Consider the following 16522-nt stretch of genomic DNA (forward strand, 5'->3'; position numbering starts at 1 on the left):
AGAAGGTGTCAGGCATGGGTCGCACACTGGGGCCATGACCAACACTTTCACCACGCGGACCTGGGACGAGAAGGTCGTCAGCGGCCCGGAGAACGGCCCCCGGTACGCCCACGCGCACGCCACGTTCGCCTACTCCGGCATGATCGAGGGCGAGTCGGCGTGCGACTTCCTGCTGTACTACCCGGGCGAGGGCTACAGCGGCAGCGGGCAGACCGCGCCGGGGTTCGAGCGGATCGAGGGCAGCGTGGACGGACGGAAGGGCAGCTTCGTGATCCGGCACGACGTGGCCTACGGCGCCGACGGCATCCAGGGCACGTTCACGGTCGTCGAGGGCTCGGGCACGGGTGAGCTGGCCGGACTGGCCGGGACCGGCACGATCGGAGGAGCGAGCGAGACCGTGAACTACACCTTCGACTACCGGCTGTGATGATCGAGGTCGAGCGCGAGCAGGTGCTCGCCCACCGGATCGCGGCGCAGGGCCTGCACCGCGACGTCGCCGACCCGGCCGGGCTGACCGTGTTCGACCTCGGCCTGCAGAGCACCCAGCGCGACACGGCGGCGATCTCCCTCGCGGCGCGGCTGCCCGGCCCGGTCACCGAGGAGTCCTTCGTGGAGGATCCGCGGTTCGTGCTGGCGTGGACGCACCGCGGGGCGCCGCACTTCCATCGCACGGACGAGATCGGCCGGGTCACCGCCGCGCTGGTCCCGCTCGACGAGGACGATGCGATGGCGCGGATGGGCTGGCAGCGCAAGCAGATCGAGGCGGCCGGGATGGGCGCGCTGGACGGGTTGTTCACCGCGGCGCGGGCGATGCGGAAGGTCGTCACCCGGGTGATGTCGAAGGGCGCGGTGAGCGAGGCCGTCACGAAGATCATCCCGGACGGCTTGTCGTACCAGTGCCGCGTCTGCCAGGCCACCCACATCCTGGATCACGTCATGCGGCTGGCGGCGATCCACGGCGGGGTGCGGCTGGAAGCCGGGGCCCAGCCCGCGACGCTGGCGCCGCTGGACGGCCGGCCGCGGATGCGGACGACGCCCGATGCCGGGGCCGCGACGGCCGTCGTCCGGGATTACCTGCACCTGCACGGCCCGGCGGCGCCGAAGGAGGCGGCGGATTTCGTGGGGACGAAGGTCGCCGTGGTGAAGCGGATGTGGCCGGAGGAGCTCGCCGAGGTGCGGTTCGCCGGGCGGACGGTGTTCCTGCCGGCCGGTGACGTGGCGGCGCTGGAGAACCCGCCGGAGCCCGACGTCGTGCGGTTGCTGCCGCCGTGGGACCCGTTCCTGCAGTCGCGGGACCGGGCGGTGCTGGTGCCGGACCGGGCGCGGCAGAAGGAGGTCTGGAGGATCCTCGGCAACCCCGGAGCGCTGCTCGCGGGCGGCGAGGTGGCCGGCGTGTGGCGCGCGAAGGGCAGCGGCCGCAAGCGGCTGGACTTCACGATCACCGCGTTCGACCCGCTCCCGCCCGCGGCGCGGACAGCCGCCGAGGAGGAGGCCGAACGGGTGGCGCGCACGCGGGGGTTCGCGGACCTGAAGGTGAGCTGGAACTAGCACCAGTCGCCGAAGCCGTCGCGGGCGCACCGCGGTCTCGTCAGCGCAACGCACTGCCGATGCTGATGCCGCCATCCACATCCAGCACCACCCCGGTCACGTAGCCGGCCGCCTCCGAGCACAGGAACGCCGCCGCCTCCGCGATGTCCGCCGGGTCGCCGATGTGCCCCACCGGCACCCGCGCGGCCAGCTTCGCCCGTGCCTTGTCGTCCATCGACGCCAGCATCGGCGTCGCGATCAGCCCCGGTGCGATCGCGTTCGAGGTCACGCCGTGCCGCGCGCCTTCCAGCGCGATCGTGCGTGCCATCCCGACCACCCCGGCCTTCGCCGCGGAGTAGTTCACCTGGCCGAAGTTTCCGCGCCAGCACATCGACGACAACGACAGCAGCCGCCCGTACCCCTGCCGCTTCATCGCACCGAACACCGCCCGGCTGCAGTTGAACATGCCGCGCAGGCTGACGTCGATCACCGCGTCCCACTCGTCGTCGGTCATCCGCTCCAGCCGGTTGTCGCGGATCACCCCGGCGTTGTTGACCAGCACGTCCACCCGCCCGAACGCTGCCAGCGTCCCCGCCACCCACGAACCGACCTGCGCCGGATCGGCCACGTCCACCACGGACGCCCGCACGTCGATGCAGTCGGCCGCGGTCTCCTTCACCGCGGCCTCGTTGACGTCGCACAACGCCAGCGACGCCCCCTCGTCGGCGAACCGGCGCGCCATGGCACGGCCGAGCCCCTGCCCGGCACCGGTGATCAGGACGACGCGACCCACGTAGCGCTTCACGAAAACAGAAACTACTGTTTCATCCAGCGAACCACAAGTCTCAGGCGGCGACCGCGAGCCGCCGCTGCGCCTGCTGATACCGGGCCAGCACCAGGTCCACCACGTCCGGGTGCACGCCCAGCGGATCGGCCACCACGTCCGCGCCCGCGTCCAGCACCTTCCGCTGGAACAACCCCGGCGCCAGCAGCCACGACGCCACCGCCACCCGGCGGCCCCGCCCCCGCGCCCGGGCCACCGCGTCGGCGATCGAGGGCTGCGCCGTCGCGACGTAACCCACCCGCACGGACGTGCCCAGCACCGCACCCAGGGCATCCGCGGCAACCCGCACCTCGGCGAGCGCGCGTGGATCGCTGGAGCCCGCCGCGGCCAGCGCGACCGCGTCACCCGCGCGGTAGCCAGCCCACTCCAGCCGGTCCCGCATCACGCCGACCAGCTCGGGCGCCGGGCCGAACGGGTCGGCCAGCAGCACGTTCCGGTGCCCGCTCGCGGCGATCTGCGCCGGGATGTCGGTTCGCACGTGGTACCCGGCGGCCAGGAACGCGGGCACGACGATCGCCTGGTAGCCGCGCACCGCATCGAGGACCGTCGTCACGTCGGGCTGCCGCACGTCGGCGTAGGCCACCCGCACCGGCACCGGCGTCCCGGCCCGCACGCGGTCCGCCAGCTCCTCGATCACCCGCGCGCCCCGCGGGTCCCGCGTCCCATGCGCTGCCAGCACGATCATCGTTCCACCGCCAACCGGTATCCGCGCTTCACCACGGTCTGCACGAGCTTCCCTTCGCCGAGCGACGTGCGCAGCCGCCCGATCGCGGTCTCCACCGCGTGTTCCTCACCGCCGCCGGGCAGTGCCGACGTCAGTTCCCGGCGCGAGACGACCCGGCCGGGCTCGCGGGCCGGCGCTCGCAGCACCGCCATCGGCGCGGGCGCCACGTCGCACAGCTGACCGTCCACAATGGCCGCCTGGCCGCGCAGCTCGATGAGCCTCCCGGCCGCCCGCAGCTTCGGCGACCGCTCGACCAGCGCCTGCGACACCGTCCGCGCCAGCGCGCCGATGCGCGCCCGCTCCGGCTGCACGGTGGGGATCCCGACCGCCGCCAGCGGGGCCGCCGTGATCGGCCCGACGCACGCGACCAGCACCCGGTGCGTCAGCGCCTCCACCAGCTCCGCGAGCCGCCCGGTGCGCTTGGCCATCGCCAGCGTGCTCGCCGCGGCCGGCGCGCTGGTGAACGGCATCGCGTCCACCGAGCCGTCCAGCACCGCGTCGATCAGCCGGTCCAGCGGCCCCGGATCGGACGGCCCGACCCAGCGGTACACCGGCACCTCGATGACCTCGGCCCCGGCCTCCCGCAACGATTCCACGAAGTACGGCAGGGGCTCGCCGTGCAGCTGCACCGCGACCCGCTGACCGTCCACACCGGACGCCAGCAGGTGCTGGAGCAGCTCCGCGCTGCTCTCCGAGGCCGGCGAGTAGCTCTCCGACAACCCGGCCGCGCGGATCGCGCCACGCGCCTTCGGCCCACGGGCCAGCAGCGACGCCTCGCCGAGGCGGCCGACCAGCGCCTCGCCGAGACCCCAGCCCTCGGCCGCCTCGACCCACCCGCGGAACCCGATGCCGGTGGTCGCCACGACCACGTCGACCGGCTCCGCCAGCATCCGCACGGTCGCGGCGTGCAGCTCGGTGTCGTCGGCGAGCGGCACGATCCGGATCGCCGGCCCGTACCGCACGGTCGCGCCCTGGCGCACCAGCAGCGCGCCGAGCTCGTCCGCGCGGCGCGCGGCCGTGATGCCCACCGCGAACCCGGCGAGCGGGAGGACACCGGGGGAATCGATCATGGCTGGAGGTACACCACACCCTCGATCACCCGCACCGGATACGTGCGCACAGCCACCGTCTCGTCGTCCAGCGAGTTGCCGGTGGCCAGCTCGAACCGGTGCTTCAGCATGGGCGAAGCGACGTGCGGCACGCCCTTCACGTCACCGATGATCCCCCGCGAGAGCACCGCCGCCTTGGTGAACGGGTCCACATTGGACACGGCGTAGACGTCGCCGGTCACCGTGCGGAAGATCGCCACCTGCCGCCCGTCGGGCAGCAGGGCGGCCACCCCGCGACCGGGGATCAGCCGGTCGACCGGGCAGATCTCGACCGCCTCCGTGGCGCGCTTCTCCTCCACCGCGGTCATCGCGAAACCACCTCCGGAACACCCAGCAGGACGGGGACTTTCTGGTCACGTTCGGCGCGGAACGAGATGGTCGGGTCGGGCGTGCCCGGCGCGTTGACGAACGAGGTGAACCGGGCCAGCTTCGCCGGGTCCTCCAGCACGCCGCGCCACTCGTCGGCGTAGTTCTGCACGTGCTTGGCCATCGCGGCGTCCAGCTCCTCGCAGATGCCGAGCTTGTCGTCGACGATCACCGCCCGCAGGTGGTCCAGGCCGCCGTCCATCTCCTCGATCCACGGCGCGGTGCGCTGCAGCCGGTCGGCGGTGCGCACGTAGAACATCAGGAACCGGTCGATGTAGGTGATCAGCGTGTCCTTGTCCAGGTCGGACGCCAGCAGCTCGGCGTGCCGGGGCAGGGCGCCGCCGTTGCCGCCGACGTAGAGGTTCCAGCCCTTCTCGGTCGCGATCACGCCGAAGTCCTTGCCGCGGGCCTCGGCGCACTCGCGGGCGCAACCGGACACCCCGGCCTTGAGCTTGTGCGGCGAGCGCAGGCCGCGGTAGCGCAGCTCCAGCTCGACGGCCAGGCCGACGCTGTCCTGCACGCCGTAGCGGCACCAGGTGGAGCCGACGCACGACTTCACCGTGCGCAGCGACTTGCCGTAGGCGTGCCCGGACTCCATCCCGGCGTCCACCAGCCGTTTCCAGATGTGCGGCAGCTGGTCCACGGTCGCGCCGAACAGGTCGATCCGCTGCCCGCCGGTGATCTTGGTGTAGAGCCCGAACTCCTCGGCGACCTCGGCGATCACCTTCAGCTTCGCCGGGGTGATCTCGCCGCCGGGGATCCGCGGCACGACCGAGTAGGTGCCGTTGCGCTGCATGTTCGCCAGGAAGTGGTCGTTGGTGTCCTGCAGCGCGGCCTGCTCGCCGGCCAGGACGTGACCGCCGTCGCGGTGGGTCGTGTCGAGCGTGGCGAGGATCGAGGCGACGGCCGGCTTGCAGATCTCACAGCCCGAGCCGGTGCCGTGCTTGGCGATCAGTTCGCCGAACGTGGTGATGCGGGTAGCGCTGAGGATCTGGAACAGCTCCTGGCGCGAGTAGGCGAAGTGCTCGCACAGCGCCTTGGACTGCTCGACCCCGCAGGCGTCGAGCAGCTTCGCCAGCATCGGCACGCACGACCCGCACGTCGTGCCCGCCTTGGTGCAGCCCTTGATCTTCGCGACGCTGTCGCAGCCCTCGTCGTGGATCGCGCTGGTGATGGCGCCCTTGCTGACCGCGTTGCACGAGCAGATCTGCGCCTCGTCCGGCAGCGCGTCCACACCCACCGCACTGGAGCCGCCTTCCGGCGCGAGCATCGCGGCCGGATCGGCCGGCAGCGGGCTGCCGACCAGCGGGCGGAGCAGGTTGTACGCGCTCGCGTCACCGACCAGCACACCGCCCAACAGGAGTCGGCGCCCGTGCTCATCAGGTTCGGACACGACGAGCTTCTTGTAGTACCCGCCGACCGCGTCGGAGAGCACGACCTCGACCGCGTTCTCCGTGGTGGCGTGCGCGTCGCCGAAGCTGGCCACGTCCACGCCCATCAGCTTCAGCTTGGTGGACAGGTCCGCGCCCGGGAACTCGCCAGTCTTGCCGAGCAGCTGCGCGGCGACGATCTCGGCCATCGTGTAGCCCGGGGCGACCAGGCCGTAGCAGCGGCCCTCGACCGCGGCGCACTCGCCGACCGCCCAGATGTCCGGATCGCTGGTGCGGCAGGCCAGGTCGGTGATGATCCCGCCGCGCTCGCCGACCGCCAGCCCGGACGAGCGGGCCAGGTCGTCGCGCGGGCGGACACCGGCGGAGAACACCACCAGGTCCAGGTCCAGCTCGGTGCCGTTGGTGAGCCTGGTGAACAGGCGGTCGCCGTCCTGCTCGATCTTCTCGGCCGAAGTTCCGGTGTGGACGGTCAGGTCCAGGTCGGTGACCAGCTTGCGCAGCAGCCGGCCACCGCCGTCGTCGACCTGGAGCGGCATCAGCCGCGGCGCCATCTCCACCACGTGCGGGGACAGGCCCATGTCGCGCAGGGCCTTCGCCGCCTCCAGGCCGAGCAGGCCACCGCCGACGACCATCGCCGCCGCGCGGCCGCGCTTGGTCGCCTTCGCGTGCTCGACCGCGGCCCGGATCGCGTCCAGGTCCTCGATCGTGCGGTAGACGAAACAGCCGGGCAGGTCGTGTCCCGGCACCGGCGGCACGAACGGGCGCGAGCCGGTGGCGAGCACGAGCGCGTCGTAGGGCTGCACGTGCCCGGACGCGGTGGTGACCGTCCTGGTCGCCCGGTCGATCGCGGTGACCGGGTCGCCCAGCCGCAGCTCGACCAGGTCGTCACCTTCGTAATCCGAACCGGACAGGGTGAGCGCCTGGACGTCCCAGCCATCCACGTAGGAGGTCAGGGCAACCCGGTCGTAGGCCGGGCGCGGCTCCTCGGCGAGCACGACGACCCGCCAGGCGCCCTCGGTGTCCTCGGCCCGCAGTGCCTCCACCAGCCGGTGGCTCACCATGCCGTTCCCGACGACGACGAGTGTGCGCATTACCGAAACCTCCTGCTCGCTTGCTCTTGCTTCAGACCCGGGCACCGGCGAGAGCCAGCCCGCGCTCGCTCACCGGCGCGTCCGACTTGCGGAGGTACACGGCCCAGGTGAGGACGAAGCAGATCCCGTAGAAGACGAGGAACCCGACGAACGCCGGCACGCCGCTGCCGGTGTCCAGGAAGGACTGCCGGAACGCCAGGTTGATGAACAGGCCGCCGAGCGCGCCGACCGCACCGGCCAGGCCGATCAGGGCGCCGGACCGCTTGCGGGCCTTGAGCATCTCGGTCGCCTCGTCGGCGCCGGCCGCGATCGCGGCCCTCGCCTTGGTGCGGAAGATGGCCGGGATGCTCTTGTAGGTGGAGCCGTTGCCGACCCCGGTCAGCACGAACAACACGATGAAGGCCGTGGTGAACAACGCCAGCGACTGGGTGTTGGACGCGATGATCAGGATGACGGTCATCACCGCCATGCCGACGAACGTGGTGAAGGTGACCCGCGAGCCGCCCAGCTTGTCCGCCAGCCAGCCCCCGGCCGGGCGGGAGAACGAGCCGAGCAGCGGGCCGAGGAACGTGACCGCCGCGGCCTGCAGCGGGGTGCGGCCGAACTGGTTCTGCAGCACCAGGCCGAAGGCGAAGCTGTAGCCGATGAACGAGCCGAACGTGCCGATGTAGAGGAACGACATCACCCACGTGTGGGCGTCGCCGATGATCTCCCGCATCGCCTTCTTGTCGTTGCGGACGGACGCGATGTTGTCCATGAACAACGCCGAGCACAGCGCCGCGACGACGATCAGCGGGATGTAGATGAACAGGATGATCCGCGGCGCGCCGGTGCCGACGGTGGCGATGATCAGCAGACCGAGCAGCTGGATCACGGCGACGCCGAGGTTGCCGCCGCCCGCGTTCAGGCCCAGCGCCATGCCCTTGGCCTTCTCCGGGAAGAACGCGTTGATGTTGGTCATCGAGGACGCGAAGTTGCCGCCGCCGACACCACCCAGCGCCGCGACGATCAGGAAGCCCCACAGCGGGGTGCCCGGCTCCATCACGATCGCCGCGCCGATGCTCGGGATCAGCAGCAGGGTTGCGCTGACGATCGTCCAGTTGCGACCGCCGAAGCGCGCCACCGCCCAGCTGTAGGGCAGCCGGGCGATCGCGCCGACCAGGGTCGGCGTCGAGGTCAGCAGGAACTTGTCGGCGGCCGAGAACCCGTACTGCGGCCCCATGAACAGGACCATCACCGACCACAGTGTCCAGATGGAGAACCCGATGTGCTCGGAGAAGATGGAGAACCACAGGTTGCGGCGGGCGATCTTCTTGCCGGTGGACTCCCAGAACGACTCGTTCTCGGGCTCCCAGTGCTCGATCCAGTGCTTGCGCGCCGCCGGCGCGGTCATCGTTGTCGTCATGTGGCCTCCCTAGGCGGTGGTGGCGAGCCAGTCGGCGATGCCGCAGACGGCGTCGCGACAGCTGCCACATCCGGTTGTCGCTCGGGTCACGGAAGCGAGCTCGGTGACGTCGGTGGCACCGGCGCGGAACGCCTCGACCAGCCGGCCCTTCGTCACCGAGTTGCACCGGCAGACGAGGGCGGCCGCCGGGATGTCGGCGGGGCTCGACGCGACGGTCGCCCCGCCCGGCAGCGCGCGCCCGAGCAGGACGGCGAGCCGGTCTTCGGGGACCGGGACACCCCGGTCGAACAGGTGCGTGATGTTCGCGGCGGCGTCCGGCGCACCCAGCAGGATCGCCCCGGCCACCCGTTCGCCGCGCACCACGAGCTTCGCGTAGCGGCCGCGCGCCGGGTCGGTCAAGCACACCACCTCGGCGTCCGGGTCGCTCGCGTCGGTGTGCACGTCGCCGAGCGCGGTGAGGTCGATGCCGCGTGCCTTCAGCTTGGTGATCACCTGCGTGCCGCGGTAGCGGGCGGACACGTCGGCGCCGGTCAGCAGGTCGGCCAGCACCTTCGCCTGCTGCCAGGCCGGCTCGACCAGGCCGGACACCGTGCCCGGGTGCTGCGCGCAGTCGCCGATCGCGTGGATGCGGCCGTCGCTGGTGCGCAGCGCGTCGTCGACCACGATGCCGCGGTCGACCGCCAGACCGGCCTCGGCGGCGAGCGTGGTCTCGGCCCGCACGCCGGTGCTGACGACGACCAGGTCGGCGTGGACCTTGCTGCCGTCGTCGAGCTTGAGCCCGTCGCCGGGAACGTACCGGGCCGCGCCCGCGCCGAGCCGGAAGTCGATGCCCAGCTCGCCCAGCGCCCTGGCCAGCACGCCACCGGCCCCGGCGTCGAGCTGGCGTTCCATCACGTGGCCGACCGGGTGCACGACGGTGACGAGGTTGCCGCGCCCGGCCAGGCCGCGGGCGGCTTCCAGGCCGAGCAGGCCGCCGCCGAGCACCGCGACCCGTTCCCCGGCCTGGGCGGCGTCCAGGATGCGGTCGCAGTCGTCCAGCGTGCGGAAGGTGACCACGCCCGGCGCGGGGGTGCCGTCGTCCAGGGTCAGGCCTTCGACGGGCGGCAGCCACGGGCGGCTGCCGGTCGCCAGCACCAGCGCGTCGTAGTCCACAGTGGAGGAGTCGCTGAGCCGGATCCGGCGGGCGGAGCGGTCGATGTGCTCGGCCCTGACGTCCGTGCGCAGGTCGATCGCGTGCCGGGCCGCCCAGTCCGGATCGTGCAGGCGGACCATCTCGGGGCGCATCGTCCCGGCGACCGCGGCGGAGAGCAGCACGCGGTTGTACGCGGCGTGCGGCTCCTCGCCGATGACGGTCAGCGTGACGCGAGCGCCTTCCGAGTCGCGGGCCCGGATCTCGTCGGCGAGCCGGGCCCCGGCCATGCCGTAGCCCAGCACCACCACCTTGCGGGTCATTCCGCACCGTCCTTCGTGGTCAGGCGAACCGCGCACACCTTGAACTCGGGCATGCGGCTCGTCGGGTCCAGGGCGGGGTTGGTCAGCAGGTTCGCCCGCTGCGCGCCGGGGAAGTGGAACGGCAGGAACACCGTGTCCGGCCGCATCGAGGCGACGCACCGCACACGCGCGGTGGTCTCCCCGCGCCGGGAGACCACCGCCGCCCAGTCGCCGTCGGCCAGACCGGCGCGGGCGGCGGTGTCCGGGTGCACCTCGACGTAGGCCTCCGGCACGACGTCGTTCAGCTCGCCGATCAGCCGGGTCTGGGCGCCGGACTGGTAGTGCTGCAGCACCCGGCCGGTGGTCGCGATCAGCGGGAACTCGCCGTCGGTCGGCTCGGCGGCGCCGCGGTGCTCGACCGGCACGAACCGGGCGCGGCCGTCCGGGTGGGCGAAGGAGTCCAGGAACATCCGCGGCGTCCCGGCGTGCTCGGTGCCGGTCACCGGCCAGTACAGGGCCTCACCGTCGCGCAGGCGTTCGTAGGTGACGCCGGAGTAGTCGGCGAGCCCACCCCGCGAGGCCTCGCGGAGCTCGGCGAACACCGTCTCCGCCTCGACCGGGAAGCGCGCGGCCGGCTGTCCCAGGCGCCGCGCGAGTCCACTGAGGACCTCCAGGTCGCTGCGCACCCCGGCGGGCGGGTCGATCGCCTTCTGCCGCAACAGGACACGGCCCTCCAGGTTGGTCATCGTGCCGCTCTCCTCGGCCCACTGCGTGACCGGGAGGACGACGTCGGCCATCGCGGCGGTGTCGGACAACACGAAGTCCGCGACGACGAGGAAGTCCAGGCCGCGCAGGCGATCCGCGACGTGCGCCGACCGCGGCGCGGACACCACGACGTTGCTGCCGAACACGAGCATCGCCTTCGGGCCGGTCTCGGTGCCCAGCGCGTCGAGCAGCTCGTAGGCCGAGCGGCCGGGGCCGGGCAGATCGGCGGGGTCGACACCCCACACGCGCGCGACGTGCTCGCGGGCGGCCGGGTCGTCGATCTTGCGGTAGCCGGGCAGCTGGTCGGCCTTCTGGCCGTGCTCGCGACCACCCTGGCCGTTGCCCTGACCGGTGAGGCAGCCGTAACCCGAGCCCGCGCGGCCGGGCAGGCCGAGCGCCAGCGCCAGGTTGATCCAGGCGCTCACGGTGTCCGAACCGCTCGCGTGCTGCTCGGTGCCGCGCGCGGTGAGGATGTAGGCGTCGCGGGCGTTCGCCAGCAGGGTGGCGACGCGGCGCTGGTCGGCGGCGGCGACACCGGTGACCCGCTCGACGCGCTCGGGCCACCAGCGCGCGACGATCTGCCACACCGCGTCGAAACCGCGGGTGCGCTGCTCCACGTAGGACCGGTCGAGCAGGCCCTCGGCGACCAGCGCGTGCAGGATGCCCAGCGCCAGCGCGAGATCGGTGCCCGGGGCGGGCGCCAGGTGCAGGCTCGCCTGGTCCGCGGTCGGCGTGCGGCGCGGATCGACCACCACCAGCCCGCCGAGGTCGATGGCCTTGCGCAGGTGCTGCATGAACGGCGGCATGGTCTCCGCCGGGTTCGACCCGATCAGCAGGACCGCGTCCGCCTCGCCGACGTCGGTCAGCGGGAACGGCAGCCCGCGGTCCAGGCCGAACGCCTTGTTTCCGGCCGCCGCCGCGGACGACATGCAGAACCGGCCGTTGTAGTCGACCTGCGAGGTGCCCAGTGCGACCCGGGCGAACTTGCCCAGCAGGTAGCTCTTCTCGTTGGTCAGACCGCCGCCGCCGAACACGGCGACCCCGTCCCGGCCGTGCTCGGCCTGGACCTCGGCGATCCGGCGCGCGACCAGGTCGAGCGCGTCGTCCCAGGTCGCCGGCACCAGCTCGCCGTCGACCCGGACCAGCGGCGTGGTCAGCCGCGCCGATCTGGTGAGCAGGCTGCCGGCGGTCCAGCCCTTCTGGCACAGGCCGCCGCCGTTGGTGGGGAACTCGCGGGGTGCGACGGCGGTGCCGGACAGGCTCATCCCGCACTGCAGGGCGCAGTAGGGACAGTGGGTGGCCACCTTGACCTGGGGTTCCGCGGTGAGCGTCACGCGCACCTCCTTCCGCCTCTGCCCAGAGACGGTAGGAACGGCGTGTTACCTGGAAACTCTCGAATGTTTCAGGCGTTTGACATTGCTACGGCATTTCGAGGGATGCCCGGTGAGAAGTGACGCGGGCTACAGGATCTCACTCACCGCGGCCGCGGCGGCACGCAAACCGTCGAGCGAAGCGGCCGTGGCGCGCGGGCTGAGCGCGTTGCCCGCCAACCGGAACAGCACGGCCCGCAGCAGGAGCTGCGGCCATTCCGGCAGGTGGGACCAGCGCCGCAGGAAGCCGGGCGCGGCGTCACCCCAGGCGACGGCGTCGACGGCGGCCACCGCGGCGCCCCATTCGGCGGGCCGGTAGAACGGGTCGAAGTCGACGATGCCGGGCGGGGCGTCGTCGTCGAAGAGGACGGTGCCGAAGAGGTCGCCCGGCACGACCTGGTCCGGCAGCCGCACGGGTCTTCGCGCCACCGCGAGGACCTCGAACCAGCGGCCGCCCTTGGCCTCGTCGACCGGCACGTCGGCCTCGCCCCAGGCCACCCGGTCGGCCACCGCGTCCGGATCGGTCCGGGCGGCCAGGTGCCGCGGGCGCGGCAGGCCGTCGAGCGCGTGGGCCAGTTTGAGGGCGGCGAGCATGATCTCGTCGTGCCGGTGCTCGGGACTGCCGTCGAGGTAGCGGCGCGCCGCCCACCCCGCGACGATCCACCGCCCGTCCCGCGCGCGTTGCGGCTTGGCGAGGCGCAGGTCGGGGACGTCGAGGGTGGGCAGCGTGCCGGCGAGCCACAGCGTGCGCGGCCGGTCCCGCACCGGGGTCAGGACGATGTCACCGCAGCGGTGCGCCCGCCCACCGGGCAGCGGCTCGGGGGTGGTGTGCTGGAGGCCGAAGGCCATGAGCACAGCCGCCGGTGGCTGACCTGCTCTCGGACCGTCGGGCACCGCCCGAGATTACCGCGTGGGGACGACGTTTTTCGGCCGTTCGAGCACGACCGGCCTCATCGGACGGCCCAGAGTTTGATCGTTCCGTCATCGCCGCCGCTGGCGAGTGTGTTGCCGTCGGGACTGAACGCGACGGCGTTCACCGGGCCGGTGTGGCCGGTGAGGACCGCGACGGGTGCGGTCCGTTCGCCGGCGTCGTCGACGGACCACGGATCCCACAGGCAGACGGTGCCGTCGTCGCTCGCGCTGGCCAGGGTCTTGCCGTCGGGACTGTACGCGACGGCGTTCACCGCGCCGGTGTGGCCGACGAACGTGCCCAGGAGATCATCCTCCTCCCTGCCGGCGAACCACCGCTTGATCGTGTGATCGGCGCTGCCACTGACCACACCGACCGGGTCGACCGGGCCGAAGGCGAGGCAGGTGACCCGATCGGTGTGACCGACGTGGGTGACGACGGTGCCGGGCTGACGCAGCGGCCACACGCGCACGGCGTTGTCGGCGCAGCCGGCGGCCAGGAGCGCACCGCTGCCGTTGTAGTCCACCGCGCTGACCGCCGCCGGCTGCTCCTCGGGCGGCAGGTCGCGGGCGTGCTGGTGGGTGACGGTGCTCCACAGGCTGATCGTTCCGTCCTCGTTGCCGCAGGCGATACCGGTGCCATCCGGGTGGAACGTCGTCGCCGTCACGTGCCCGGTGCCGGTCAGCTTGGTCGTGTAGGTGCGGGCGATCGGGTCCCACAGGGTGACCTCGCCGCCGCTGTCGACGCAGACCAGGGTTTTGCCGTCCGGGCTGAACGAAACGGACCGGGCAACGGTGATGTGACCGCTGAGCGGGGCGAGCAACCGGTGTGTGACCGGATCCCAGAGCTTGATGGAGTAGGAGACCCCGGCGGCGAGCAGCGTGCCGTCCGGGCTGAACGCCAGCCCGCGCACGATGTCGTCGGCAGCGAGATCCACCGGAGGGGCACCGCTGTGCGTGGTCGCGGCGGCCGTGCCTTGGCCGCCCTGGTTCGCCGACGGGGAGGAAATCAGTTTGGCCGCCACCGGGACCGCCAGGGTGGCGGCCAGTGCGCTTGCCCCGGCGGTGAGGACGGCACGGCGACTCGGCCGCCAGCCTCGCGCCGGCCCCGGACTGATCTGCGGTTTCCCCGGGTGTCCGGCAGGCTGGTCAGCACCCGTTGCCGAGGCTTCGCGGTTGCGGGCGAAGACGAAGTCGGCGGCACGGTCGCTCACCCGGCTGCCGGGCTCGGGTTTGCCGTCCCGCACCAGGGCTTCCGCAACCCGGTCGAAGATCGGGCCGAGCGTGAGCCCGGGTGGCTGGCCGGGAATCCCGGCCTCGACCACGTCGACCAGGTACTTGGTGAAGTAGGTCTGCGGTCGTGGGTTGCCGGCCGCGGTCTCGAACCAGGCGGTGTTGAATTCGCCGCTGGCCATCATCAGGTAGAAGCCCGGCGAACGCGGCAGGTCCGGAGTTCCGGCGAGGTGGCCGTCCCGGCCCGCGGCGAGGCCGGCGAAGCAGCAGTCCAGGATCGCGATCTTCGTGGTCGCCTTGCTGGCCCGGAAAGCCTGACGGACGGCGTCGAAGGTGAGGCTGGTGGTGGTGCGCAGGACCGGGTCCGGGCTGGAGTCGCCCAGCGCGAGGCAGAGCCGGTCCTCGTTGTCGTACTGGCCGTGGCCGACGTAGTAGAACAACGCGACGTCCACCGCGTCGCGCAACCCGACCACCAGTTCGTGCGGTAGGTCGCCGAGCCTCGCCCGATTGCCGACCACCGAAATCCGGTCCTGGGGCCACGGTCCGCACAACGGACTCGTCAACAGGGCCGTCATCCGGTTCAGGCTGTACTCGGCGGCCGGTACGGGCGGCAGGTGACGGTACTTCCAGGTACCGATCAGCACCGCCCGCGACCGGGAAAACTCCCCATCCAGCGCGTCAGGCATCGCCAAGCAGCTTGTCGACCACGGCTTCCGCGTCTTCGACGTTCTCGGCGGTCACCGTCACGCGGCGATCGCCGGACTCCAGCGTGACGGTCACGTTCGAGCGCCGCGACCGGATGAACTCGGGCAGCGTCTTGATCGTCACCGCGAGCACCCCGCCACCGGCGGCCAGGACCTGCAGCAGGTCCCAGGCCCCCTGTTCGCCGGCACCGGGCCGGCCCGGGACCTGCGTGACCTCCACACCGGGGATCCGGCCCAGGTGCTCGCGCAGCGACCGCAGCTCGGCCGGGTCGGACACCACCACGTCGACGCTGCAGGACGCGTTCTTCCCGCGCATGATCCCCCTCGCCCTGCTCGGACTGACACGCTTCGCACTCGCATCGTCGCAGAAAAGGGTCGCCGAATGGGCGGCGCTGACGAAAAAAAGGCCCGCCGCGGCGACACCGCGGCGGGCCCTTCCGGCACGCGTCAGTAGGTCGGCAGGCTCTGGTCGATCTGCCGCGCCCAGGCCAGCACGCCGCCACCGAGGTGGGTGGCGTCCTTGAACCCGGCCCGGTGCAGCGCGGCCAGCGCCTCGGCCGAGCGGGCACCCGACTTGCAGTGCAGCACGATCGGCTTGTCCTGCGGCAGCTCGGCCAGCGCCTCACCGGACAGGATGCGGTCCTTCGGGATCAGCTTGGCGCCCTTGATGTTCACGATCTCGTACTCGTGCGGCTCGCGGACGTCGATCAGCTCGAAGTCCTCGCCCGCGTCGAACTTGGCCTTCAGCTCCGCCGGGGTGATGGTGCTGCCCGACGCCGCCTGCTGCGCCTCGTCCGACACGACACCGCAGAACGCCTCGTAGTCGATCAGCTCGGTGATCTTCGGCGTCTCCGGGTCCTTGCGGATCTTGACCTCGCGGTACTTCATCTCCAGCGCGTCGTAGCTGATCAGGCGGCCGAGCAGCGGCTCACCGATGCCGGTGATCAGCTTGATCGCCTCGGTCACCATGATCGAGCCGATCGAGGCGCACAGCACGCCCAGCACGCCACCCTCGGCGCACGAGGGGACCATGCCCGGCGGCGGCGGCTCGGGGTAGAGGTCGCGGTAGTTCAGGCCCTGCCCGTTCGGCGCGTCCTCCCAGAACACGCTGACCTGGCCCTCGAACCGGAAGATCGAGCCCCACACGTACGGCTTGCCCAGCAGCACGGCGGCGTCGTTGACCAGGTAGCGGGTGGCGAAGTTGTCCGTGCCGTCCAGGATCAGGTCGTACCCGCGGAAGACGTCCAGCGCGTTCGCCGTGGTCAGCTGCTCGGTGTGCAGGATGACGTCGACGAACGGGTTGATCTCGGCGATCGACTCCTTGGCCGACACGGCCTTGGGCTTGCCGATGTCGGACTGGCCGTGGATGACCTGGCGCTGCAGGTTCGACTCGTCGACCACGTCGAAGTCGATCACGCCGAGGGTGCCGACACCCGCGGCGGCCAGGTACAGCAGCGCCGGGCTGCCGAGGCCGCCCGCACCGATGACCAGGACCTTCGCGTTCTTCAGCCGCTTCTGCCCGTCCATCCCGACATCCGGGATGATCAGGTGCCGACTGTAGCGGGCCACCTCTTCTTTGGTGAGTTCGGCCGCCGGCTCCACGAGCGGCGGCAGCGTGCCTGCCATCGGTCCTCCAAGTTCGCGCGGCTGTCG

At 72.0% G+C, this 16522-nt stretch carries 14 protein-coding genes; 2 read left to right on the forward strand and 12 right to left on the reverse strand.

Translation table 11 applies throughout. From position 1 onward, the window contains the following. The first annotated feature begins 34 nt into the window (after positions 1-34). Complete coding sequence (locus D0D28_RS18290; protein WP_116111411.1) at positions 35-427, forward strand: DUF3224 domain-containing protein; 393 nt, start codon at positions 35-37, stop codon at positions 425-427. Then, positions 427-1548 carry a DNA glycosylase AlkZ-like family protein gene (locus D0D28_RS18295; RefSeq protein ID WP_116111412.1) on the forward strand — a complete coding sequence of 374 codons (1122 nt, stop codon included), beginning with the start codon at positions 427-429 and terminating at the stop codon, positions 1546-1548. Before D0D28_RS18290 ends, D0D28_RS18295 begins: the two co-directional genes overlap by 1 nt. Before the next feature lie 40 nt (positions 1549-1588). Here D0D28_RS18295 and D0D28_RS18300 read toward each other — a convergent pair whose 3' ends face one another. The 12 genes from D0D28_RS18300 to moeZ all read right to left on the reverse strand — a co-directional run bounded on the left by D0D28_RS18300 (position 1589) and on the right by moeZ (position 16495). Beyond that, positions 1589-2332, reverse strand: a complete 744-nt coding sequence (locus D0D28_RS18300) for an SDR family oxidoreductase (RefSeq protein WP_094006818.1) — start codon at positions 2330-2332, stop codon at positions 1589-1591. 40 nt (positions 2333-2372) lie between these two features. Then, a complete protein-coding gene (locus tag D0D28_RS18305) occupies positions 2373-3056 on the reverse strand; it encodes a sirohydrochlorin chelatase (protein WP_116111413.1) in 684 nt (227 codons plus the stop codon). After that, complete coding sequence (locus D0D28_RS18310) at positions 3053-4165, reverse strand: uroporphyrinogen-III synthase (RefSeq protein WP_116111414.1); 1113 nt, start codon at positions 4163-4165, stop codon at positions 3053-3055. The genes D0D28_RS18305 and D0D28_RS18310 overlap by 4 nt, the downstream gene beginning before the upstream one ends. Then, positions 4162-4512: a nitrite reductase small subunit NirD gene (nirD, locus tag D0D28_RS18315; RefSeq protein ID WP_116111415.1), complete on the reverse strand. Its 351-nt coding sequence runs from the start codon at positions 4510-4512 to the stop codon at positions 4162-4164. The genes D0D28_RS18310 and nirD overlap by 4 nt, the downstream gene beginning before the upstream one ends. Beyond that, a complete protein-coding gene (nirB, locus tag D0D28_RS18320; protein WP_094006822.1) occupies positions 4509-7052 on the reverse strand; it encodes a nitrite reductase large subunit NirB in 2544 nt (847 codons plus the stop codon). Before nirB ends, nirD begins: the two co-directional genes overlap by 4 nt. Positions 7053-7083: 31 nt before the next feature. Beyond that, positions 7084-8457 (reverse strand): nitrate/nitrite transporter, encoded by a 1374-nt coding sequence (locus D0D28_RS18325; protein ID WP_094006823.1) that lies wholly within the window; start codon positions 8455-8457, stop codon positions 7084-7086. 9 nt (positions 8458-8466) lie between these two features. After that, positions 8467-9909 (reverse strand): FAD-dependent oxidoreductase, encoded by a 1443-nt coding sequence (locus D0D28_RS18330; RefSeq protein WP_116111416.1) that lies wholly within the window; start codon positions 9907-9909, stop codon positions 8467-8469. After that, entirely contained in the window at positions 9906-11918 is a 2013-nt protein-coding gene (locus tag D0D28_RS18335; RefSeq protein ID WP_116111431.1) for a molybdopterin oxidoreductase family protein, read from the reverse strand. Before D0D28_RS18335 ends, D0D28_RS18330 begins: the two co-directional genes overlap by 4 nt. A 195-nt stretch (positions 11919-12113) precedes the next feature. After that, entirely contained in the window at positions 12114-12917 is an 804-nt protein-coding gene (locus D0D28_RS18340; protein ID WP_255407924.1) for a TIGR02569 family protein, read from the reverse strand. A gap of 56 nt (positions 12918-12973) precedes the next feature. Continuing rightward, on the reverse strand, positions 12974-14851 hold the full coding sequence (locus D0D28_RS18345; RefSeq protein ID WP_116111417.1) for a caspase, EACC1-associated type: 1878 nt from the start codon (positions 14849-14851) through the stop codon (positions 12974-12976). Next, positions 14844-15185: an effector-associated constant component EACC1 gene (locus D0D28_RS18350; protein WP_094006827.1), complete on the reverse strand. Its 342-nt coding sequence runs from the start codon at positions 15183-15185 to the stop codon at positions 14844-14846. Before D0D28_RS18350 ends, D0D28_RS18345 begins: the two co-directional genes overlap by 8 nt. 131 nt (positions 15186-15316) lie before the next feature. After that, complete coding sequence (gene moeZ / locus D0D28_RS18355) at positions 15317-16495, reverse strand: adenylyltransferase/sulfurtransferase MoeZ (protein WP_094006828.1); 1179 nt, start codon at positions 16493-16495, stop codon at positions 15317-15319. Between the last annotated feature and the right edge of the window lie 27 nt (positions 16496-16522).

Origin of the sequence: Amycolatopsis ruanii (assembly GCF_003385175.1) — a bacterium.
GTDB classification, from domain to species: Bacteria; Actinomycetota; Actinomycetes; order Mycobacteriales; family Pseudonocardiaceae; genus Amycolatopsis_E; species Amycolatopsis_E thermalba.